Origin of the sequence: Streptomyces sp. NPDC057002, assembly GCF_042673825.1 — a bacterium.
In the GTDB taxonomy this organism is placed as follows: Bacteria; Actinomycetota; Actinomycetes; order Streptomycetales; family Streptomycetaceae; genus Streptomyces.
In genome coordinates this window covers 1,585,753-1,606,824 of sequence record NZ_JBHURZ010000001.1, presented here as the reverse complement: position 1 = coordinate 1,606,824, position 21,072 = coordinate 1,585,753, and the positions used below count along the sequence as shown (strand labels likewise).

Genomic DNA, 21,072 nt, shown 5'->3' with positions numbered 1-21,072 from the left:
AGGGTCGGACAGATTACTGACGGTTGAGTAAGTTTCGGTGCCGTAATCTCCACCGAATCTGTACGACTTCAGGCGCAATGCGGAGCACTCTGAGGAGCGTCTCTTCTGTCAGCGCGGCGGCGGCGGATTCCGTCACTCCGGTTGTCACAGATCCTTGCGTGAGCTGCGGCGCAGCCGGTCCCCGCCCGCCAGGAGCGCCGCCGCCAGAGCGTCCGCCGCGCCCGGCGCGGAGGAGCGGCGCCGGCCGTGGACCACCACGAAATCGACCTGTCCCAGTTCCGGCAGGCCCGCCCGGTCCGGGACCCGGACCAGACCCGGCGGGATGAGGCCGCGGGAGTGGGCCATCACACCGAGACCGGCCCGGGCCGCCGCGACGAGTCCGTTGAGGCTCCCGCTCGTGCACACCACACGCCAGTCGCGGCCCTGCCGCTCCAGCGCCTCCAGGGCGAGCGCGCGGGTGATGCCCGGCGGCGGGTAGACGATCAGCGGCACCGGGCGGTCCGGGTCGAGCCGGAGACGTTCCGCGCCGATCCACACCAGCCTGTCGTGCCGGACCAGCTCACCCCGCGGGTCCTCGGGGCGCCGCTTGGCCAGGACCAGATCCAGCTTCCCGGCGGCCAGCTGCTCGTGCAGCGTGCCCGACAGCTCGACCGTGAGCTCCAGGTCGACCTCCGGGTGGTCATGGCGGAAGCCCTCGAGGATCTCGGGCAGCCGGGTCAGCACGAAGTCCTCGGAGGCGCCGAAGCGCAGCCGGCCGCGCAGCCGGGTGCCCGTGAAGAACGCCGCCGCCTGCTCGTGCACCTCCAGGATCCGGCGCGCGAAACCGAGCATGGCCTCGCCGTCCTCCGTCAGCTCCACCGAGTGTGTGTCCCGTGTGAACAGCGTCCGCCCGGTGGCGTCCTCCAGCCGCCGTACGTGCTGGCTGACCGTCGACTGCCGCAGCCCGAGCCGCCGCGCGGCCTGAGTGAAGCTCAGCGTCTGCGCCACCGACAGGAAGGTGCGCAGATGGGAGGGGTCGTACATGAGCCTCAGGTTATCGCGGAACGCGATGACAGTCAGAGCGGTGTACGGGATTCCCGATCGCCGGGCCGGGGAGCAGGATGGGAGGGGGCCTCCCCGGCCCCGCACCGCCCGTACGTACCGAGCAACAAGTACCGAGCGACAAGTACCGAGCAAGTGGAGCACCGTGAAACGCCTGCGCCGGCCGCGCCGGATGCCGATCGACCCGTACATCCTTCTCCTGCTGGCGACCGTGGGAGTCGCCGCACTGTTCCCGGCCCGCGGGTCGGTCGCCGATGTGGCGTCCGGGGCCTCCACGGCGGCGATCGCCTTCCTGTTCTTCCTCTACGGAGCCCGGCTCTCCACCCGTGAGGCACTGGACGGCCTGCGGCACTGGCGGCTGCACATCACCGTCCTGGCCGCCACCTTCGTCGCCTTCCCGCTGCTCGGCCTCGCGGCCCGCGGGCTGGTGCCGGTGATCCTCACGGACCCGCTCTACCAGGGCCTGCTCTTCCTCACGCTCGTCCCGTCGACCGTCCAGTCGTCGATCGCCTTCACCTCGATGGCCCGCGGCAACGTGCCCGCCGCGATCTGCGCGGGCTCCTTCTCCTCACTGATCGGCATCGTCGCCACCCCGCTGCTCGCGGCCTCGCTGCTCGGCGGCAGCGGCGGCGGGTTCTCCGCCGACTCGCTGCTGAAGATCGTGCTGCAACTGCTCGTGCCGTTCCTCGCCGGACAGCTGCTGCGCCGCTGGATCGGCGGCTTCGTCACCCGCCACAAGAAGATCCTCGGTCTGGTGGACCGCGGCTCGATCCTGCTCGTCGTCTACACCGCGTTCAGCCAGGGCATGGTGCAGGGCATCTGGCACCAGGTCAGCCCCGCCCGGCTGGGTGCGCTGCTCGTCGTCGAGGCCGTGATCCTCGCCGTGATGCTGCTGCTGACCTGGTACGGCGGCAAGGCGCTGGGCTTCAAGAGGGAGGACCGGATCACCCTGCAGTTCGCCGGCTCGAAGAAGTCGCTGGCCTCCGGACTGCCCATGGCGAGCGTCCTGTTCGGCGCGCACGCCTCGCTGGCCGTGCTGCCGCTGATGCTCTTCCATCAGATGCAGCTGATGGTGTGCGCGGTGATCGCCAAGCGCCGCTCGCACGACCCCCGCGCGGAGGTCACTCCGCCGGAGCCAGTCGCAGCGACACGAACCGCGGTCGGTACAGGGACACGTTCCGGCTGAGCTGGGCCGCGGCACCGGTCGTCTCCAGCCAGTTGACGTCGTAGCTCAGGACGAGCCGTCCGTCGCCGCTCAGCACCGGATGGACCTGCGGGTTGTAGGCGGCCACCTGGCCCTGCGGCAGCGACGGACTGAACTCCTTCGCCGGCCCGTGCCACGGCCCGGCCGGGGAGCACGCCCAGTACGAGGCCACGGTGGTCAGGCCCTTGGTGCCCGTGGCCATCGTGAACAGCATGTACGTGCCGGCGTCCCGGACGACCGAGAACGCGCTGCCGACGCCCCTGCGCTGCCCGTCCCCGAGCACCGGCCGGGGGCGGGCGGCGGCCGTCCACGCCGAGCCGTTCCAGTACCGCCAGGCCGCCGGATCCCCGAGCCCGCCCTCCCGTACGCGTGCCACGTAGGCGTGCGAGGCCGGGCGGGAGGCGGCCCGGCCGTCGTCGCCGCCGAAGACGTACGTCCAGCCGTCCTCCTCGACCAGTGTCGTGCCGAACAGCACACGCCGGGACGGGTCGGGGACCAGCTGCTGGTCGAGCACCTTGGTGATCGACTCCAGGCGCAGACCGGGCAGCGACAGGGTGGCGACCTCGGTCGCGGTGGGCACGCCGTAGATCCATGGGGCCTGGCCGGCCGTGCGCACCCACAGCAGCACCCGGACCACCTGCTCGGAGGAGCCGGGGGAGCGGGGTTCGACGCGGGCGGCGACCGGCCAGCGCCACTGGTTCGGCGCCGGGTCGGCGAAGAGCGGGGCGGGGAGGGTGGTCTCCAGCCGGCCCTCCCGCATCAGCACGGCCGAGTTGCGCACCAGCGGCGCGGCCGTGTCCCGCCAGGCGTGGGACTCGCCGGCCGGGTTGGGCGGGCCGTACACCCGGCCCAGGAAGGTGTCGGAGAACAGCCACAGCACCCGGCCGTCGGGCAGCCGCAGCGAGTGGGTGCCGTCGCCGCCGGTCCAGTCGTCGGTGCGGCCCGCGTCGTCGCCGTAGCGGGCGAACTCGGCGGTGAGGCCGTCGTCCGCCCGCCACGAGTCCACCGTCCGCGCCCGGCAGGCGCCGTCGTCGTCCCGGCTCTCGTCCTCCGGAAGGGCGACGATCAGGGCGGCACCGAGAACCAGGGCCAGCAGCAGGCCGATCCCGGTTCCGGTGCGCTGTCGTGCTCGTGCTGCTCTTGAGTCGTCGGGCACGCTCCGTGACGTTAGTTGCTGCCGCTCACCTGGTCCATGGGCAGCCACAGGACGGTGCCCCCGGCGGCCGCCTTCGCGGCGCCCGACGCCAACTCCTCGTCGGACAGCGCCCGGTTCCAGACGTGGACGTCGTCGATCGCCCCGCTGAGGAACGCCCTGCTGTCCATCCGCTGGCCGATGTGCACACCGAACGGGGAGTTACGGCTGACCGAGCCCGCCACGTCCGTGGTGGTGAGCGGCGCGCCGTCGAGGAAGAGCGTCAGCTTCCCGGCGCCCCGGCGCAGGGCCAGATGGTGCCAGCGTCCGTCGTTGTGGGCGCCGTCGGTCCACACCGAGGCCGACCTGACGGTGCTCGCGCCCGACCGCGTGGTGATGAGCCCCCGGACCCGATTGCTCGCCGGCTCCCCGCGCAGCCAGATCTGTGGCTGCGTGCTGCCGATGCCGCCCATCCACAGGAAGGGCTGCTCGCCGGTCGTGGCCGTGTAGCGGAAGAACAGCGAGGCGGTGAAGTCCCCTTCGCCGAGCGGGAGCCGGGACCGGTACGGCAGCCGTACGGCGTCGTCGGTGCCGTCGAAGGACAGCGCACCGCCGCGCACGCCGGTGGTCCGGCCCGCACCGCCGAGCACGGCCGCCGGCGTCGCGGCCGACGCGGCGTCACGGGTGGTCGGGTCGGGGCCCCGGCGCGGTTTCAGCCAGTCCTCGGTGAAGCGGGCGAAGCGGATCTCGTCGCGGGCGTCGACCGCGCCGCCCTCGTACAGCAGGCCCACCGTCGTGCCGTCGACGGCCGCCATGTCGGAGTAGCCGGACCAGTCGGTGGTGACGACCGTGCCCCGGTCCACGGTGTCCCAGGTGCGCCCGCCGTCGTAGGAGGAGCGGACCATCATCGTCCGGCGGCGGTCGGGGTCGGCCGGAGCGGACAGCAGGAGCCGGTCGCCCAGGCGTACGGTCGCGCCCTGGACCTGTGGGGTGTAGAGGTCCGGGAGATCGCGGAAGGGCGTGGCGAAGCTGTCGCCGCCGTCCTGGCTGAGGGTCTGGGCGCGGTGGCCCAGATCGGTGCCGTCCTGTTCCCGGCCGCTGACGAGGACGACGCCGTCGGTGCGTTCGGTGAGCGTCACCTCGGAGGGCTTCTGTCGGAACGTGCCGTCCTGCGCTATGGGCCAGGAGTCCGTGGCGCCGACCCGCCAGTGGTCGCCGCCGTCGTCGCTGACGATGAGCGCGGCGTGGTTCGCGGTGACCCGGCTGCCGTCCCACGTCTCGGTGTTGACGCCGAACACGAGCCGCCCGGCGTGCTTGCCGCGGGTGAGCTGGATGCCGTGCACGGGGCCGGTGGCGTACCAGGAGTTCCAGTGCGCGGGCAGGATCTGGTCGCTCAGGTCGCGCGGCTTGGACCAGGTCCTGCCGTCGTCGTCGCTGTGCTGGAGATGCGGGGTGCGGTCGCAGGGGACGGTGCAGTTCCCGGCGTCGGTCCGGCCGGTGTTGTACGTCTCGGCCAGCAGGATCCGGCCGGTCCTGCGGTCCACGAGGGGCGCCGGATTGCCGTGCGTGTCGCCGGCGCCCTCGGTGACGACCTGGAGCGGCCCCCAGGTGCGGCCGCCGTCGGTGGAGCGCTTGAGGACGATGTCGATGTCGGCCGCGTCACCGCAGTTGAGGACGCGGCCCTCGGCGAAGGCGAGCAGTGTGCCGGACGTGGTCCGCACGATCGCCGGGATGCGGAAGCAGGCGTAGCCGGGGTCCTGGGAGGCCTTGAAGAGGACCTGCTGTTCGAACTCCGGTAAGGCCGTGGCCGGCCGGGCCTGGGCGGGGAGGGCCGGCGCGAGCAGCGCGGCGGCGGCGAGAGCGGCTGTCAGGGTGGATCTCAGACGTGCGCGAAGACTTGACGGCATGGTGCGACCTGCCCTTCATGCGTCTGTCGGCTGGACCACCGAGGCATGGGAACGGACATCCGGGCGGCAGAGGTGCGGACAACCGGACATCCCACGTCCCATGTGTGGGGCCACAGACGGTACTTGGACTCACAGACCCCCCACAAGAAGCGTGCGTCAGGGGATCAGGACGACCTTTCCGTGGTTGGCCCGCGCCTCGATCTCCCCGTGGGCCTTCGCGGCGTCCGCCAAGGCGAACTCCCCGTGGACGACGGGCGCGATCTCTCCCGCCGCGAACAGCCGCCACAGCTCCTCGCGCCACTGCTCGTACAACTCCGGTCTCCCGCGAGCGATACGCGCCATCTGGAACCCGATCACCGACTTGGCGCCCACCAGCAGGTCGTAGGCCTGGACGGTGCCGCCGCCCGAGCTGTACGCCACCAGCCGTCCCTCCGGGGCGAGCGCGGCGAGGGCCCGGGTGAGCAGCTCGCCGCCGACCGCGTCCAGGGCGTAGTCGACGGGAGCGCCCCAGCTGTCGTCGCCGTATGTGACGACGTGATCGGCGCCCAGACCGCGGACGAACCCGGCCTTCGCCGGGTCGGAAACGGCCCCCACGACCCGGCCCGCGCCCCGCGTCCTGGCCAGCTGGACGGCCAGATGGCCGACGCCGCTCGCCGCCGCCGTGACCAGGGCCGCCTCGCCGGGCTCGGGCCGGGCCGCCGCCAGGGCGCCGAGGGCGACCAGGCCGCTGCGGACCAGGGCGACCGCGTCGACGGCGCGGGCACCGGCCGGCACCGGGGAGGCCATGGCCTCGTGCAGGAGGGCGAAGTCGGCATAGCCGTGGCCGAAGCAGAGCCCTGTCACCCGGTCGCCGGTGCCGAAGCGCGTGACGCCCTCGCCGACGGCCGTGACCTCCCCGGCGATCTCGCCGCCGAGCGGGCCCGGCTCGGCCGCCTCGGTGACCTTGCGTACGACCGGGAGCGTGACGCCGATCGCCTCCGCGCGCACGAGCAGTTCTCCGGGGCCGGGCCCGGGGACCGGAGCCTCCTCCACGAACAGGGGGCCACCTCGGGATTCGTAGCGGACGCGACGCATCGCACCTCCGGTACTCGTTGGTACTCCCAACGAAGTCATTGGGGAGCCCAACGGTATAGGACGATCATAGGAAGGACCAACGATTTCTTGGCTAGGCTGCGGCCATGTCGAAAGCCCCTCTGCCCGCGATCCGCTCCCTGCCCAGCTGGCTGCTCGGCCGCGCCGCCGCCCGCGGCCGGACCCTGGTGGCCGAGGCGCTGGCCGAGGAGGAGATGAGGATGTGGCACCACGTGGTGCTCTCCGCCGTCCGTGACCTCGGCCCTGTCGCCCAGGCCGACCTCGGCCGCGGGATCCGGCTCGACCCCAAGGACCTGGTCGGCATCCTCGACGACCTCCAGTCGGCCGGCCTGGTGGTCCGCGAGCCCGATCCGAAGGACCGCCGCAAGAACGCGGTGTCCCTGACCACGCGGGGAGCCCGGCTGCTCAAGCGCTGCGAGAAGGCGGCCCGGGCCGCCAACGACGAGCTGCTCGCCCCGCTGTCGGCAGCCGAACGCGAGCAGTTCACCGGGATGCTGCGACGGATATCCGGCACGGCTGACTGAGGCGGCCGGACAGATGTGAGACGGGGCCCCTGCGGCGCAGGGGGCGCTCCCCGCCGGTCGGGGCCCCGCCGCCGTGTCGCGGAGGAACCTGTTCAGCCCTGGGCGGCCGCCGCCCGCAGAGCGATCCGGTCCTCACCCGCGTACACGTTCATGGAACCGCCCCGCAGAAAGCCCACCAGCGTCAGGCCGGTCTCTGCGGCCAGATCCACCGCCAGCGAGGACGGCGCCGACACCGCGGCCAGCACCGGCAGCCCGGCCATCACGGCCTTCTGCGCCAGCTCGAAGGAGGCCCGGCCCGAGACGAGCAGGATCGTCCGCGACAGCGGCAGGTCCCCGTTCCGCAGGGCACGGCCGACCAGCTTGTCGACCGCGTTGTGCCGGCCCACGTCCTCCCGGACGTCCAGCAGCTCGCCCTCCTCGGAGAACAGCGCCGCCGCGTGCAGGCCCCCGGTCCGGTCGAAGACCCGCTGCGCCGCGCGCAGCCGGTCGGGCAGGCTCGCCAGCAGCTCCGGGGTGACCCGGACCGGAGGAGTGTCGGCGATGGGCCACCGTGCCGTGGTGCGCACCGCGTCCAGCGACGCCTTGCCGCACAGGCCGCAGGAGGAGGTGGTGTAGACGTTCCGCTCCAGCGTGATGTCGGGGATCACCACGTCCGGGGCCGTCTTCACGTCGACGATGTTGTACGTGTTCGAGCCGTCGACCGTCGCCCCGGCGCAGTAGACGATGTTCTGGAGGTCGTCCTGCCCGCCCAGCACCCCCTCGCTCACCAGGAATCCCGCGGCCAGGGCGAAGTCGTCGCCCGGGGTGCGCATGGTGATCGCCAGCGGTTTGCCGTTGAGCCGGATCTCCAGGGGTTCCTCCGCGACGAGCGTGTCCGGGCGGCTGGAGACCACCCCGTCCCGGATGCGGAGCACCTTGCGTCGTTCCGTGACACGTCCCATGTCCTGATCAGCCCCGGTTCTGTACGTGCTGGTAGCCGAAGCGGCCCTTGATGCAGAGATTGCCGTGGGTCACCGGGTTGTCGTGCGGCGAGGTGACTTTCACGATCTCATTGTCCTGCACATGGAGCGTCAGGTTGCAGCCCACTCCGCAGTACGCGCAGACCGTGGTCGTCTCCGTCTGGCGCGACTCCTCCCACGTACCCGCCGCGCGCATGTCGAACTCCGACTTGAAGGACAGCGCGCCCGTGGGGCACACCTCGATGCAGTTCCCGCAGTACACACACGCCGAGTCGGTCAGCGGAGCGTCGTGCTCCACGGCGATCCGGGCGTCGAAACCGCGCCCGGCGACCGAGATCGCGAAGGTGTTCTGCCACTGGTCGCCGCAGGCGTCGACGCACTTGTAGCAGAGGATGCACTTGTCGTAGTCACGCACATAGAGGTCGTTGTCGACCTTCGGTTCCTCGTCGATCCGGGCCGCGTCCGGGCCGAAGCGGTCGGGCTTCGCCTCGTACTCCTTGAGCCACTCGGCGGCCTTCGGGGTCGTCGACAGGTCCACGGAGGACGCGAGCAGTTCCAGGACGATCTTCCGGCTGTGCCGGGCCCGCTCGGTGTCCGTGCGCACCTCCATCCCGGGCTCGGCCTTGCGGGAGCAGGCCGGGACGAGGGTCCTGGCCCCCTCGACCTCGACGACACAGACGCGGCAGGCGTTCTTGGGCCGGAGTGTGTCGCCCTCGCACAGGGTCGGGACGTCCTTCCCGGCGGCCCGGCAGGCGTCGAGGATCGTCGAGCCCTCCGGCGCCCGCACCGGCTCCCCGTCGAGCGTGAACTCCAGCAGACGGCGCGGGATCCCCAGCGGTGTGACGGTCATTCGTACGCCCCCAGACGGTCGATGGCGGATTCCACGGCGTTCCACGCGGTCTGCCCGAGACCGCAGATCGAGGCGTCCCGCATCGCGCGGCCGACCTCCCTCAGCAGGGCGATGTCCCCGGCGGCGCCGGCGCCGGTGCGCTCCACGATCCGGTGCAGCGCCTCCTCCTGCCGTACGGTGCCGACCCGGCACGGCACACACTGCCCGCACGACTCGTCCCGGAAGAACTCGGCGATGCGCAGCAGCAGCCGGGGCAGGGGCACGCTGTCGTCGAAGGCCATCACGACCCCCGAGCCGAGCGTCGTGCCCGCCTCCCGCGTCCCCTCGAAGGTGAGCGGGACGCCGAGCTCGTCGGCCCGGACGAAGCCGCCCGCCGCCCCGCCGAGCAGCACAGCCCGCAGTCCTTCACGCACCCCGGCGAGCGCGAGCAGATCGCCCAGCGTCGCGCCGAACGGCAGCTCGTAGACACCGGGCCGCTCCACACTCCCCGACACGCAGTAAAGCTTCGGACCGGTGGACCTCTCCGTGCCGATCGCCGCGTACGCCGGGGCGCCCATCGTGAGGATCGGCAGGACGTTGACCAGCGTCTCGACGTTGTTCTCGACCGTCGGCTTGCCGAACAGGCCCTTCTCCACCGGGAACGGCGGCTTCGAGCGGGGCTCGCCCCGGTACCCCTCGATGGAGTTGAACAGGGCCGTCTCCTCACCGCAGATGTAGGCGCCCGCGCCGCGCCGGATCTCGATGTCGAAGGCGTAGCCCTGGCCGAGGATGTCGTCGCCGAGCAGTCCGCGAGCGCGTGCCTGCGCGATCGCGTGCTCCAGCCGGTGCAGGGCGCGCGGGTACTCGCCGCGCAGATAGAGGTAGCCCCGGTGGGCGCCAGTCGCGTACGCGGCGATCGTCATCGCCTCGACCAGCGCGTACGGGTCGCCCTCCATGAGCACCCGGTCCTTGAAGGTGCCCGGCTCGGACTCGTCGGCGTTGCAGACGAGGTAGTGCGGATGATCGGGCTGGGACGCCGTGGCCTGCCACTTGCGGCCCGTGGGGAAGGCGGCACCGCCGCGCCCGACCAGACCCGAGTCGGTGACCTCGCGGATCACCCCGGCCGGGCCCAGCTCGAAGGCCCGGCGCAGGGCGGTGTAGCCGCCGTGGGCGCGGTAGTCGTCGAGGGACGCCGGGTCGACCACGCCGACGCGCTGGAGCAGCATCAGACCGTCCTGCCCGGCCTGGGGCACCGCCAGCGCCGCGGGCGGCTCCTCCGGCGCCGAGTCGGGCGCACTCGCGGCGAGGACGGCCCGCTCGACGGTCGCCGGCGCCGACACCGCCGTACGCACGGGATCCCCGGCCTTGACCGCGAGCACCGCCGGGGCCCGTTCGCACAGGCCCAGACAGGGGCTGCGCTCCACCGTGACACCGCTGCCGAGGCCCAGCCGGGCCTCGATCCCGGCGCACAGCTCCGGCGCCCCGGCCGCCGCGCACGCCAGGTCCGTGCACACATGGAGCACGGTCGCCGGCCGGGGCTTGACCGAGAACATGGCATAGAAGGTGGCGACCCCGTACGCCTCCGCCGGCGGCACCGTCAGCCGCCGGCACAGGTAGTCGAGGGCGCCGTCGCTGATCCAGCCGATCCGGTCGTTGACGGCGTGCAGCCCCGGCAACAGCAGGTCGCGGCGGTCCCGGGCCGCGCGCCCGCCCCGGGCCCATCTGAGATCGGCATCGGAGCGATCGGCGCCCTCCCAGGAGGACTCCGGAGGGCCGAGCAGGGCGTCGACGGCCGCCCGCTCCTCGTCCGTCGGCTTGCTGTCACCGAAGTGCAGGTCCACAGTGCGTCACCCCACGATGGTCGCGATGGGCAGCTTCTCGATCCGGATCGCCGACGCCTTGAACTCCGCCGTCCCCGCGATCGGGCAGTTCGCCTCGATCGTCAGCGAGTTGGTGTCCACCTCGTCGGGGAAGTGCATGGTCATGAAGGCGAGTCCGGGCCGCAGCGCGGTGTCCACCCACACCGGCGCGGTCACCGACCCGCGCCGTGAGATGACCTGGACCTGCTCACCCACCACGACCCCGTAGCGCTCGGCGTCCTCCGGGCACAGCTCGATGAACTCGCCGCGCCGCAGCGGCGAGGCGTAACCACCGCTCTGCACACCGGTGTTGTACGAGTCGAGCCGCCGTCCGGTGGTCAGCCGGATCGGGTACCGCTCGTCGGTGAGGTCCACGGGCGGGTCGTGCTGCACGATCCCGAAGGGGGCGAGCCGTCCGCGCCCGGCGGGGTCCGGGTCCCACAACCGGCCATGCAGATAGGTCGGTTCGAGCCCGTCCCTGCTGGGGCACGGCCACTGGATGCCCTGGTGCTCCTCCAGACGCTCGTACGTCATGCCGTAGTGGTCGGGCGAGACGGACCTCAGCTCGTTCCACACGGTCTCGGCGTCGGCGTACTTCCAGTCGTGGCCGAGGCGGCCGGCGAGGTCGCAGAGGATGTCGATGTCCTCGCGCGCCTCGCCCGGCGGGGTGACGGCCCTGCGGACGCGCTGCACCCGCCGCTCGCTGTTGGTGGTGGTGCCCTCGGTCTCCGCCCAGCCGGCGGTGGCCGGCAGGACGACGTCCGCGAGTTCGGCCGTCTTCGTGAGGAAGATGTCCTGCACGACGAGGAAGTCCAGGGCCTTGAGCCGCCGTACGGCCTGCTCGCTGTCGGCCTCCGACTGGGCCGGGTTCTCGCCGATGCAGTAGACGGCCTTGAGACCGCCGTCCTCCATCGCCTCGAACATCTCCGTGAGGTTCAGGCCGTAGTGCGGCTGGATGACGGTGTCCCAGGCCGACTCGAACTTCAGCCGGGTGTCCGGGTCGAGGATGTCCTGGAAGCCCGGCAGCCGGTTGGGGATCGCGCCCATGTCGCCGCCGCCCTGCACGTTGTTCTGCCCGCGCAGGGGTTGCAGGCCCGAGCCGTAGCGGCCGACGTGCCCGGTGAGCAGGGACAGGTTGATCAGGGCGCGGACGTTGTCGGTGCCGTTGTGGTGCTCGGTGATGCCGAGGGTCCAGCACAGCTGGGCGCGTTCGGCACGGGCGTAGGCGTGCGCCAGCTCGCGGATCGCCGCGGCCGGTACGCCCGTCACCTTCTCGGCGAGCGACAGCGTCCACGGCTCGACCAGCGCCCTGTACTCCTCGAAGCCGGTGGTCGCCCGCTCGATGAACGCCTCGTTGGCCAGCCCCGCGTGGATGATCTCGCGGCCGATCGCGTGCGCCATCGGGATGTCGGTGCCGACGTTGAGGCCGAGCCAGCTCTCCGCCCACTCGGCGGTCGAGGTCCGGCGCGGATCGACCGCGTACATCCGGGCGCCGTTCCTGATCCCCTTCAGCACGTGCTGGAAGAAGATCGGGTGCGCGAAGCGGGCGTTGGAGCCCCACATCACGATCAGGTCGGTGTGCTCGATCTCCTCGTACGACGACGTCCCGCCGCCGGAGCCGAACGCCGCCGAGAGACCGGCCACGCTCGGGGCGTGGCAGGTGCGGTTGCAGGAGTCGACGTTGTTGGTGCCCATGACGACCCGGGCGAACTTCTGCGCCACGTAGTTCATCTCGTTGGTGGCGCGGGCGCAGCTGAACATCCCGAAGGCGCCGCGGTTGCGGGCGATGCCCCGGGCGGCCCGGTCCAGGGCCTCCTCCCAGCTCGCCTGCCGGAACGGCTCGTCGCGGGAGTCACGTACGAGCGGGTGGGTCAGTCGGGTGTAGGTCTTCGGTTGCCGTTTCCTCATGCGGCGCTCCTCAGCGCGAGCAGGTCCGAGATGGCGTGCACGGTGCGCAGGGTGGGCACCTCCACGCCGGTGATCTCCGCCAGCTCGACGACCGCCGCGAGGAGTACGTCGAGTTCGAGCGGCTTGCCGCGCTCCAGGTCCTGGAGCGTGGAGGTGCGATGGTCGCCGACCCGCTCGGCGCCCGCGAGCCGGCGCTCGATGGAGACGCCGACCTCGCAGCCGAGGGCCCGGGCGACCGCGAGCGTCTCGGTCATCATGATCTCGATGACCCTGCGGGTGCCGCCGTGCAGGCACATCTGCCGCATGGTCGCGCGGGCCAGCGCGCTGATGGGGTTGAAGGAGATGTTGCCGAGCAGCTTGACCCAGATGTCGTCCCGCAGATCGGGCTCCACCGGGCACTTCAGCCCGCCCGCGTGCATCGCCTCGCTGAAGGAGAGACAGCGTGCCGAGAGGCCCCGGCCGGGCTCGCCGATCGAGAACCGCGTGCCCTCCAAGTGCCGCACGACGCCCGGCCCTTCGAGCTCGGTGGCCGCGTAGACGACACATCCGACGGCCCGTTCGGGCGCGAGCACCGCACTGACCGCGCCGTCCGGGTCCACGCTCTCGACGCGGTGGCCGTCGTACGGGCCGCCGTGCCGGTGGAAGTACCACCAAGGGATGCCGTTCTGGGCCGCGACGACCGCCGTCGTCCCGTGCAACAACGGCGCGATCAGCGGCCCGCACGCCGCGTACGCGTTGGCCTTCAGGCCCAGGAAGACGTAGTCGACCGGGCCCACTTCGGCCGGGTCGTCGGTCGCGTGGGGGTGCGCGGTGAAATCGCCCCGCGGGCTGCGCACCCGGACTCCGTGCTGCCTCATGGCCGCCAGATGCGGTCCACGGGCGATGAGATGCACCTCGGCACCCGCGCGATGGAGCGCGGCGCCGACGTAGGCGCCGATGGCACCGGCGCCGAGAACTGCGACTTTCACGGGAACACTCCGTTCGGTTTGAGGGATACCGCGGAGGTGTGACCGCCGTACGACCGCTCAGGAACGCGCCGTGCGGCTTGTGTCGACGAAATATTGTCTACAGTATGGAGGTTGGGGCGGCAAGGGTCCGCGCGGCGACCGTTCGGCGCATCCTGAATACCGCTCACCGCATACGGTCGACGCGCCGCCTTTTCAACTACCCTGCGACTGCCTACCGTCCGGGATTCATGAGTCCCCCAGTCGCGCCCCCGGGCTGGAGCCGCTGGCTCGTTCCGCCCGCCGCTCTTTCCGTACATCTCTCCATCGGCCAGGCCTACGCCTGGAGCGTGTTCAAGCCGCCCCTCGAGTCCGCGCTCGGCCTCAGCGGCACACAGAGCGCGCTGCCCTTCCAGCTGGGCATCGTCATGCTGGGCCTGTCCGCCGCGTTCGGCGGCACGCTCGTGGAACGCAACGGCCCCCGCTGGGCGATGACCGTCGCCCTGGTCTGCTTCTCCTCCGGCTTCCTGCTCTCCGCGCTGGGCGCGTCCCTCGAGCAGTACTGGCTGATCGTGTTCGGCTACGGCTTCGTCGGCGGCATCGGCCTCGGCATCGGCTACATCTCGCCCGTCTCCACACTGATCAAGTGGTTCCCGGACCGGCCCGGCATGGCCACCGGCATCGCCATCATGGGCTTCGGCGGCGGTGCGCTGATCGCCTCGCCGTGGTCGGCGCAGATGCTGGAGTCGTTCGGCAGCGACAGCTCCGGCATCGCCCTGGCCTTCCTCGTGCACGGGCTGTCGTACGCGGTCTTCATGCTGCTGGGTGTGCTGCTGGTGCGGGTGCCCCGCACCGAGAAGCCGGTGGAGAGCGGGCCGAGCGTCCTCGCCGGACCGCAGGTCTCGGCCCGTAGTGCGGTGCGGACCCCGCAGTTCTGGTGCCTGTGGCTCGTGCTCTGCATGAACGTCACCGCCGGCATCGGCATCCTGGAGAAGGCCGCCCCGATGATCACGGACTTCTTCGCGGGCACCTCCACGCCGGTGTCCGTGACGGCCGCCGCCGGCTTCGTCGCCCTGCTGTCGGCCGCGAACATGGCGGGCCGCATCGGCTGGTCGTCGACGTCCGACCTGATCGGCCGGAAGAACATCTACCGCGTCTACCTGGGCGTCGGCGCGCTGATGTACGCGCTCATCGCCCTGTTCGGCGACACCTCCAAGCCGCTGTTCATCCTGTGCGCGCTGGTCATCCTCTCCTTCTACGGCGGCGGCTTCGCGACGATCCCGGCGTATCTCAAGGACCTGTTCGGCACCTATCAGGTCGGCGCCATCCACGGGCGGCTGCTCACCGCCTGGTCCCTGGCCGGTGTGCTCGGGCCGCTCATCGTGAACTGGATCGCCGACCGCCAGGAGGAGGCCGGCCGGCACGGCGCGTCCCTGTACGGGCTGTCCTTCGTCATCATGATCGGCCTGCTCGTCGTCGGCTTCGTCGCCAACGAACTCGTCCGGCCCGTCGACCCCCGCCATCACGTCCCGCAGCCGAAGGAGGCCGATCGTGTCCAGCAGCAGTCAGAGTCCGCCTAGCCCGGACCGGCGGTGGCTGATCGCCTTCGCCTGGGTGTGGGTGGGCGTACCGCTCGCCTACGGGCTGTACGAGCTCGTCCGGAAGGCGACACAGCTGTTCACCGGCTGAGGTCTGGGACCGGGTCGCCCCGGCGTGCGACAGGTGCCAGGGCGTCCGAGGTCCTGACCGAAGCTGACAAGCCTGGCGCCGGTTTCCTGTTGCCTTGGCTGCCGTCGTACCCGTGAGTCACTGATCAGACTGGTGGGTCCCGCTACCCAAGGCAACGAGGGGGACCCACCCAGATGAACGGCTCGCGCATCGCCGCCGTCGGCCACTACCAGCCCGCCAAGGTACTCACCAACGAGGACCTGGCGGGCCTGGTGGACACCAGTGACGAGTGGATCAGGAGCCGGGTGGGCATCCGCACCCGCCACATCGCCGGGCCCGACGAGCCGGTCGACGAGCTGGCCGCCCAGGCCGCCGCCAAGGCCCTCGCGGCGGCCGGCCTGGCCCCCGCCGACATCGACCTGGTGCTGGTCGCCACCTCCACCGCCGTCGACCGCTCGCCCAACATGGCGGCCCGGGTCGCGGCCCGCCTCGGGATGCCGCACCCGGCCACCATGGATCTCAACGTCGTGTGTGCCGGGTTCACCCATGCCCTGGCCACCGCCGACCACGCCGTCCGCGCGGGGGGCGCGAGCCGTGCGCTGGTCATCGGGGCCGACAAGATGTCCGAGGTGACCGACTGGAGCGACCGCAGCACCTGCGTGCTCGTCGGGGACGGGGCCGGGGCCGCGGTGGTCGAGGCCGCAGAGGAGTCCGGCATCGGGCCGGTGCTGTGGGGCTCGGTACCCGAGATGGGACACGCGGTGCGGATCGAGGGCACTCCGTCCCGTTTCGCCCAGGAAGGGCAGAGCGTCTACCGCTGGGCGACCACCCAGCTGCCGCCCATCGCGCGCCGGGCGTGCGAGCGGGCCGGTCTGGAGCCGGCGGACCTCGCCGGGGTCGTGCTGCACCAGGCGAACCTGCGCATCATCGAACCCCTCGCCGAGAAGATCGGTGCCGTGAACGCCGTCGTCGCGCGCGATGTCACCGAGTCCGGCAACACCTCGGCCGCGAGCATCCCGCTCGCCTTCTCCAAGCTCGTCGAACAGGGCGCGGTCTCCACCGGCGACCCGGTCCTGCTGTTCGGCTTCGGCGGGAACCTGTCGTACGCGGGACAGGTCGTGCGCTGCCCCTAGCTCTCCCGGCCGCCCGGGTGTGACGCGGCCAACTGCCCGAATCCCTGGCCTTTGTGCGCCGTAGACTGTAGACGAAAGACAATCGATACTGACTCTGCGGCGACACCGGTAGCCGCCGCGCTGTGCACGGCCCTGCCGAGGAGGGGGACCGCGATGCTTTCGACAGGCCTGCCCCAGGGGGCGGTACCCAAGCTGGAACGCCCGGGTCCGCTGCGTGACCGTGTCTATGAGGCACTCCTCGAACTCATCACCACCCGGGCCCTCCAGCCCGGCCAGCACCTCGTCGAGAGCGAACTCGCCGGGCATCTCGGGGTCTCCCGGCAGCCGGTGCGCGAGGCGCTGCAGCGGCTCAACACCGAGGGGTGGGTCGATCTGCGGCCCGCCCAGGGCGCGTTCGTGCACGAGCCGACGGAGGAGGAGGCCGACCAGCTCCTCACGGTCCGCACGCTCCTGGAGGCCGAGGCGGCCCGGCTCGCGGCGGCCAACGCGAACAGTGCCGGCCTCACCGCCCTGGAATCCCTCTGTGCGGAGGGCGAGAAGGCCGTCGAGGCCGACGACGTGGACGGCGCCGTCGCCATGAACGCCCGCTTCCACACCAAGATCATGGAGCTGGCCGGCAACGCGGTCCTCGCCGAACTCGCCGCCCAGGTCGACCGGCGGGTGCGCTGGTACTACACGCCGGTGGCCCGTCAGCGCGGCCACCAGTCCTGGATCGAACACCGCGAACTGATCGCCGCCATCGCGGACCGGGACGAACAGCGGGCCACCCAGCTGATGCGCGAACACACCGAGCACACGCGGCGGTCGTATCACGCGCGGGCGCGTTCGTAGGGCTCTCGGCCGTTGTCGGCAACTCCAGACCCTCAACTCCCGTTCCACGTCTTTGTCCTGTGAGTGGAAAAAGTAGAGGGCAATTCCTGCGCGACTTCTTCCCACCTCCGGCAGCCGCTGCTACGTTCCCTCCGAAAGCAAGCCACTGATGTGGCGGGAAACCGGCGCGCACAGGCCGATCGAGGCGGGGAGGGGCTCGTGAGACGTATGACCGCACGACCCGGAAACGCCCACCAGGCCCGACTGCTCACGCTGTTGCGCGACGGCGGCCCCAACTCCCGTGCCCAGCTGGGCGACCAGGTCGACCTCTCACGGTCCAAGCTCGCCGTGGAGGTGGACCGGCTGCTGGAGACGGGGCTGGTCGTGGCCGACGGACTCGCCGCCTCGCGCGGTGGCCGTCGCTCCCACAACATCCGGCTCAACCCCGGTCTGCGCTTCCTCGGCGTCGACATCGGCGCGACCTCGGTCGACGTCGCCGTCACCAACGCCGAACTGGAGACCCTCGGCCACATCAACCAGCCCATGGACGTGCGCGAAGGCCCGGTCGCGGTGTTCGAGCAGGTCCTGGCCATGGCCGCGAAACTGAAGGCCTCCGGGCTCGCGGAGGGGTTCGACGGCGCCGGCATCGGCGTCCCGGGCCCGGTCCGCTTCCCCGAGGGCATTCCGGTGGCACCGCCGATCATGCCCGGCTGGGACGGCTTCCCCGTGCGGGAGGCGCTCAGCCAGGAACTCGGCTGCCCGGTCATGGTCGACAACGATGTGAACCTCATGGCGATGGGGGAGCAGCACGCGGGCGTCGCCCGCACCGTCGCCGACTTCCTCTGCGTCAAGATCGGCACCGGCATCGGCTGCGGCATCGTCGTCGGCGGTGACGTCTACCGCGGTACGACGGGCAGCGCCGGCGACATCGGGCACATCCAAGCCGTGTCCGACGGCAGGCCCTGTGCCTGCGGCAACCGGGGCTGCCTGGAGGCCCACTTCAGCGGGGCGGCCCTCGCCCGCGACGCCACGGAGGCCGCCCAGCAGGGGCTTTCGGCCGAACTGGCATCGCGGCTGGAGACGAACGGCGGCCTCACCGCCGTCGACGTCGCCGCCGCGGCCGCCGCGGGCGACGCCACCGCACTCGACCTGATCCGCGAGGGCGGCAATCACACCGGCCAGGTCATCGCCGGCCTGGTCAGCTTCTTCAACCCGGGTCTGGTGGTGATCGGCGGCGGAGTGACCGGCCTCGGCCACACGCTGCTCGCCGCGATCCGCACCCAGGTCTACCGCCAGTCGCTGCCGCTGGCAACCGGCAATCTGCCCATCGTCCTGGGCGAGCTGGGACCCGCCGCCGGTGTCATCGGCGCGGCCCGGCTCATCAGCGATCACCTGTTCTCACCCGCGTAAGCGCACAGCTCAGTACGGCGTACCAGTACCGCGCCCCGCACAGTTCCCTGCTCCGCTCCGCGCTCCGCCCTGCCCTGAAACCGGCCCGCACGCCCGCCAAGGGGACCTCATGGCACCAGAACCACCGCTGCTCAGCATGTCCGGCATCACCAAGTCGTTCCCCGGAGTCCGGGCCCTCGACGGCGTCGACCTCGACGTCCAGGCCGGTGAGGTGCACTGCCTGCTCGGCCAGAACGGCGCGGGCAAATCGACCCTCATCAAGGTCCTGGCCGGTGCCCATCAGCCCGACACCGGCACCATCCGCTGGCGCGGCGAGGAGGTCACGCTCCGCTCGCCGATCGCCGCCATGCGCCTCGGCATCGCCACCATCTACCAGGAACTCGACCTGGTGGAGCATCTGTCGGTCGCCGAGAACGTCCACCTCGGCCATGAGCCGACCGCCGCCGGGTTCGTCGTACGCGGGAAGACGGCGCGCGAGTCGACCGCTCGGCTCCTCAAGCGGCTCGGGCACCCTGAGGTCGATCCGGCCCGTCTGGTGGGGGAGTTGTCGGCCGCGCAGCAGCAGATCGTGTCCATGGCCCGGGCGCTCTCCCACGATGTGCGGCTCATCGTGATGGACGAACCCTCCGCCGCCCTCGACCCGGACGAGGTCGACAACCTCTTCCGTATCGTCGGCGATCTCACCGCCGCCGGAGTCGCCGTCGTCTACATCTCACACCGCCTGGAGGAGATCCGGCGCATCGGCGACCGGGTGACCGTGCTGAAGGACGGACGGGCCGTCGCGAACGGGCTCCCGGCGAAGTCGACACCGACCCGTGAGGTCGTCGCGCTGATGACGGGCCGCAACGTCGAGTACGTCTTCCCCGGCCGGCCCCTCTCCCCGCCGACCGGAAAATCGGTTCTCCAGATTCAAGGGCTGGCCCGTCAAGGGGAGTTCGAGGCCTTCGACCTGGAGGTCAGGCCGGGCGAGATCGTCGGCCTCGCCGGACTCGTCGGCTCGGGCCGCTCCGAGATCCTGGAGACCGTCTACGGGGCCCGCAAACCGACGTCCGGTCAGGTGCTGGTCGACGGACGGCCCTTGAAGCCGGGCAGCGTACGGGCCGCCGTCCGCGCCGGGCTCGGGCTCGCCCCCGAGGAACGCAAGGCCCAGGCCCTGCTGATGCTGGAGTCCGTCACCCGCAATGTGTCGGTCTCCTCCATGTCCCGCTTCTCGCGCGGCGGCTGGATCGACCGGCGCGCCGAACTCGGTGCCGCCCGGGCCGCGACGCGCGAGCTGTCCCTGCGGCCGGACAACCCGTCCGTGCCCGTGCGCACCCTGTCCGGCGGCAATCAGCAGAAGGCCGTCCTGGCCCGCTGGCTGCTGCGCGGCTGCCGGGTGCTGCTGCTCGACGAACCCACCCGCGGCGTCGACGTCGGCGCGCGCGCCGAACTGTACGCCGTCGTCCGCCGGCTGGCCGACGAAGGCCTCGCCGTACTGCTGGTCTCCAGCGAGGTGCCCGAGGTGCTCGGCCTCGCCGACCGCGTCCTGGTGCTGCGCGAGGGCCGTGTCGTCCACACGGCGCCCGCGCGCGAACTCGACGAACACCGCGTACTCGACCTGGTCATGGAAGGAAGCCCGGCGTCATGACGCAGCCCGTCTCCCCGCCGCGGGACAGCACCGACAAGGTGCCCGAGGCTCAGCCCCCGGCCTGGCGCGGCCTGCTGTTCCGCGCCGATGTCCGCACCCTCTCCCTGCTCGGCGTGCTCGCCGCGCTGATCCTCATCGGCGGCATCACCAAGCCCGACGAGTTCCTCGACACCCGCAACCTGCAACTGGTCCTCACCCAGGCCTCCGTGATCGGCGTCGTCACCGTCGGCATGACCTTCGTCATCGTCTCCGGCGGCATCGACCTGTCGGTCGGCGCGATCGTCGCCCTCGCCTCGGTGTGGGCGACGACGGTGGCCACCCAGGAGTACGGCTTCGCCGGCATCCTCTTCACGGCGATGGTCGTCGGAGTCGGCTGCGGCCTGGTCAACGGGGTGCTCATCGCCTACGGCGCGATGGTGCCGTTCATCGCCACCCTCGCCATGCTGGCCTCCGCCCGCGGCCTCGCCCTGCAGATCACCGACGGCAAGACCCAGATCGTCACCGTGCCGTCCGTTCTCGACCTGGGCGAACGCGACGCCTACATCCTCGGCATCCCGCCCCTGGTCATGGTCTTCGCCGTCGTGACGGTCATCGGCTGGCTGGTGCTCAACCGCACCACCTTCGGCCGCCGCACCGTCGCCGTCGGCGGCAACCCGGAGGCCGCCCGGCTCGCCGGCATCGACGTACGCCGCCAGCGGCTCTACCTCTATCTGCTGTCCGGCCTGTGCTGCGGCATCGCCGCCTTCCTGCTGATCGTCCTGTCCGGCTCCGGCCAGAACACCAACGGCAACCTCTACGAACTCGACGCCATCGCCGCCGCGATCATCGGCGGCACCCTGCTCAGCGGGGGCCGGGGCACCATCGTCGGCTCCGTCCTCGGCGTCCTGATCTTCACCACGATCACCAACATCTTCGCCCTGAACAACCTGCAGAGCGACGTCCAGCAGATCGCCAAGGGCGCGATCATCGTCGCCGCCGTGCTGGTCCAGCGCCGTACCGCGAGCACGACCTGAGGAAAGGGTTCA

Annotated in this window: 18 protein-coding genes; 9 read left to right on the top strand and 9 right to left on the bottom strand. The window is 71.5% G+C overall.

The features are described from left to right. Positions 1–144: 144 nt before the first annotated feature. Positions 145–1,023, bottom strand: coding sequence for a LysR substrate-binding domain-containing protein (locus ACFT32_RS07195; RefSeq protein WP_382486672.1), 879 nt, complete (start codon positions 1,021–1,023; stop codon positions 145–147). A gap of 190 nt (positions 1,024–1,213) precedes the next feature. Here ACFT32_RS07195 and ACFT32_RS07190 point away from each other — a divergent pair, with 190 nt between their 5' ends. Continuing rightward, entirely contained in the window at positions 1,214–2,227 is a 1,014-nt protein-coding gene (locus tag ACFT32_RS07190) for a bile acid:sodium symporter family protein (RefSeq protein WP_382487081.1), read from the top strand. Here the strand turns inward: ACFT32_RS07190 and ACFT32_RS07185 are convergent. From ACFT32_RS07185 to ACFT32_RS07175, 3 genes are all read right to left on the bottom strand, one after another. Beyond that, positions 2,163–3,401, bottom strand: coding sequence for a DUF4185 domain-containing protein (locus ACFT32_RS07185; protein WP_382486670.1), 1,239 nt, complete (start codon positions 3,399–3,401; stop codon positions 2,163–2,165). The genes ACFT32_RS07190 and ACFT32_RS07185 overlap by 65 nt on opposite strands. An 11-nt stretch (positions 3,402–3,412) precedes the next feature. Next, the gene (locus ACFT32_RS07180; protein WP_382486668.1) at positions 3,413–5,284 is read right to left on the bottom strand and encodes an exo-alpha-sialidase; all 1,872 of its coding nucleotides are present in this window, start codon (positions 5,282–5,284) and stop codon (positions 3,413–3,415) included. A 156-nt stretch (positions 5,285–5,440) separates the two neighbouring features. Next, positions 5,441–6,358, bottom strand: a complete 918-nt coding sequence (locus tag ACFT32_RS07175) for a zinc-binding alcohol dehydrogenase family protein (RefSeq protein ID WP_382486666.1) — start codon at positions 6,356–6,358, stop codon at positions 5,441–5,443. Between the two features lie 104 nt (positions 6,359–6,462). Between ACFT32_RS07175 and ACFT32_RS07170 the strand changes: the two genes are divergently transcribed. After that, positions 6,463–6,900, top strand: coding sequence for a MarR family winged helix-turn-helix transcriptional regulator (locus tag ACFT32_RS07170; RefSeq protein WP_382486664.1), 438 nt, complete (start codon positions 6,463–6,465; stop codon positions 6,898–6,900). Positions 6,901–6,992: 92 nt separating this feature from the next. On the opposite strand, the gene fdhD is transcribed toward ACFT32_RS07170, so the two are convergent. The 5 genes from fdhD to ACFT32_RS07145 are packed head-to-tail and all read right to left on the bottom strand — an operon-like array spanning position 6,993 to position 13,423. After that, complete coding sequence (gene fdhD, locus ACFT32_RS07165) at positions 6,993–7,841, bottom strand: formate dehydrogenase accessory sulfurtransferase FdhD (RefSeq protein ID WP_382486662.1); 849 nt, start codon at positions 7,839–7,841, stop codon at positions 6,993–6,995. Between the two features lie 7 nt (positions 7,842–7,848). After that, positions 7,849–8,709, bottom strand: coding sequence for a 2Fe-2S iron-sulfur cluster-binding protein (locus ACFT32_RS07160; RefSeq protein ID WP_382486660.1), 861 nt, complete (start codon positions 8,707–8,709; stop codon positions 7,849–7,851). Next, positions 8,706–10,529, bottom strand: coding sequence for an NAD(P)H-dependent oxidoreductase subunit E (locus ACFT32_RS07155; RefSeq protein WP_382486658.1), 1,824 nt, complete (start codon positions 10,527–10,529; stop codon positions 8,706–8,708). Before ACFT32_RS07155 ends, ACFT32_RS07160 begins: the two co-directional genes overlap by 4 nt. A gap of 6 nt (positions 10,530–10,535) precedes the next feature. After that, positions 10,536–12,455, bottom strand: coding sequence for a molybdopterin oxidoreductase family protein (locus tag ACFT32_RS07150; RefSeq protein ID WP_382486656.1), 1,920 nt, complete (start codon positions 12,453–12,455; stop codon positions 10,536–10,538). After that, positions 12,452–13,423 carry a 2-dehydropantoate 2-reductase gene (locus ACFT32_RS07145; protein ID WP_382486655.1) on the bottom strand — a complete coding sequence of 324 codons (972 nt, stop codon included), beginning with the start codon at positions 13,421–13,423 and terminating at the stop codon, positions 12,452–12,454. Before ACFT32_RS07145 ends, ACFT32_RS07150 begins: the two co-directional genes overlap by 4 nt. 227 nt (positions 13,424–13,650) lie before the next feature. Here ACFT32_RS07145 and ACFT32_RS07140 point away from each other — a divergent pair, with 227 nt between their 5' ends. The 7 genes from ACFT32_RS07140 (at position 13,651) to ACFT32_RS07110 (ending at position 21,060) form a co-directional block, all read left to right on the top strand. Then, complete coding sequence (locus ACFT32_RS07140; RefSeq protein WP_382486653.1) at positions 13,651–14,979, top strand: OFA family MFS transporter; 1,329 nt, start codon at positions 13,651–13,653, stop codon at positions 14,977–14,979. Beyond that, positions 14,951–15,088, top strand: coding sequence for a hypothetical protein (locus ACFT32_RS07135; protein WP_215117504.1), 138 nt, complete (start codon positions 14,951–14,953; stop codon positions 15,086–15,088). The genes ACFT32_RS07140 and ACFT32_RS07135 overlap by 29 nt, the downstream gene beginning before the upstream one ends. Before the next feature lie 173 nt (positions 15,089–15,261). Next, complete coding sequence (locus ACFT32_RS07130; RefSeq protein WP_382486651.1) at positions 15,262–16,200, top strand: beta-ketoacyl-ACP synthase III; 939 nt, start codon at positions 15,262–15,264, stop codon at positions 16,198–16,200. Between the two features lie 153 nt (positions 16,201–16,353). Next, on the top strand, positions 16,354–17,031 hold the full coding sequence (locus ACFT32_RS07125) for a GntR family transcriptional regulator (RefSeq protein ID WP_382486649.1): 678 nt from the start codon (positions 16,354–16,356) through the stop codon (positions 17,029–17,031). 207 nt (positions 17,032–17,238) lie between these two features. Then, the gene (locus ACFT32_RS07120; protein WP_382486647.1) at positions 17,239–18,420 is read left to right on the top strand and encodes an ROK family protein; all 1,182 of its coding nucleotides are present in this window, start codon (positions 17,239–17,241) and stop codon (positions 18,418–18,420) included. A 109-nt stretch (positions 18,421–18,529) separates the two neighbouring features. Next, positions 18,530–20,047 (top strand): sugar ABC transporter ATP-binding protein, encoded by a 1,518-nt coding sequence (locus ACFT32_RS07115; protein ID WP_382486645.1) that lies wholly within the window; start codon positions 18,530–18,532, stop codon positions 20,045–20,047. Further along, on the top strand, positions 20,044–21,060 hold the full coding sequence (locus ACFT32_RS07110) for an ABC transporter permease (RefSeq protein WP_382486643.1): 1,017 nt from the start codon (positions 20,044–20,046) through the stop codon (positions 21,058–21,060). Before ACFT32_RS07115 ends, ACFT32_RS07110 begins: the two co-directional genes overlap by 4 nt. The last annotated feature ends 12 nt before the right edge of the window (positions 21,061–21,072 follow it).

Bases quoted from the DNA above. Each gene is read 5' to 3' on its own strand.
- ACFT32_RS07150 (WP_382486656.1), bottom strand. From the start codon at position 12,455: ATGAGGAAACGGCAACCGAAGACCTACACCCGACTGACCCACCCGCTC.
- ACFT32_RS07195 (WP_382486672.1), bottom strand. From the start codon at position 1,023: ATGTACGACCCCTCCCATCTGCGCACCTTCCTGTCGGTGGCGCAGACG.
- ACFT32_RS07175 (WP_382486666.1), bottom strand. From the start codon at position 6,358: ATGCGTCGCGTCCGCTACGAATCCCGAGGTGGCCCCCTGTTCGTGGAG.
- ACFT32_RS07115 (WP_382486645.1), top strand. From the start codon at position 18,530: ATGGCACCAGAACCACCGCTGCTCAGCATGTCCGGCATCACCAAGTCG.
- ACFT32_RS07190 (WP_382487081.1), top strand. From the start codon at position 1,214: ATGCCGATCGACCCGTACATCCTTCTCCTGCTGGCGACCGTGGGAGTC.
- ACFT32_RS07170 (WP_382486664.1), top strand. From the start codon at position 6,463: ATGTCGAAAGCCCCTCTGCCCGCGATCCGCTCCCTGCCCAGCTGGCTG.
- ACFT32_RS07180 (WP_382486668.1), bottom strand. From the start codon at position 5,284: ATGCCGTCAAGTCTTCGCGCACGTCTGAGATCCACCCTGACAGCCGCT.
- ACFT32_RS07130 (WP_382486651.1), top strand. From the start codon at position 15,262: ATGAACGGCTCGCGCATCGCCGCCGTCGGCCACTACCAGCCCGCCAAG.
- ACFT32_RS07140 (WP_382486653.1), top strand. From the start codon at position 13,651: ATGAGTCCCCCAGTCGCGCCCCCGGGCTGGAGCCGCTGGCTCGTTCCG.
- ACFT32_RS07110 (WP_382486643.1), top strand. From the start codon at position 20,044: ATGACGCAGCCCGTCTCCCCGCCGCGGGACAGCACCGACAAGGTGCCC.
- ACFT32_RS07125 (WP_382486649.1), top strand. From the start codon at position 16,354: ATGCTTTCGACAGGCCTGCCCCAGGGGGCGGTACCCAAGCTGGAACGC.
- ACFT32_RS07160 (WP_382486660.1), bottom strand. From the start codon at position 8,709: ATGACCGTCACACCGCTGGGGATCCCGCGCCGTCTGCTGGAGTTCACG.
- ACFT32_RS07120 (WP_382486647.1), top strand. From the start codon at position 17,239: ATGACCGCACGACCCGGAAACGCCCACCAGGCCCGACTGCTCACGCTG.
- fdhD (WP_382486662.1), bottom strand. From the start codon at position 7,841: ATGGGACGTGTCACGGAACGACGCAAGGTGCTCCGCATCCGGGACGGG.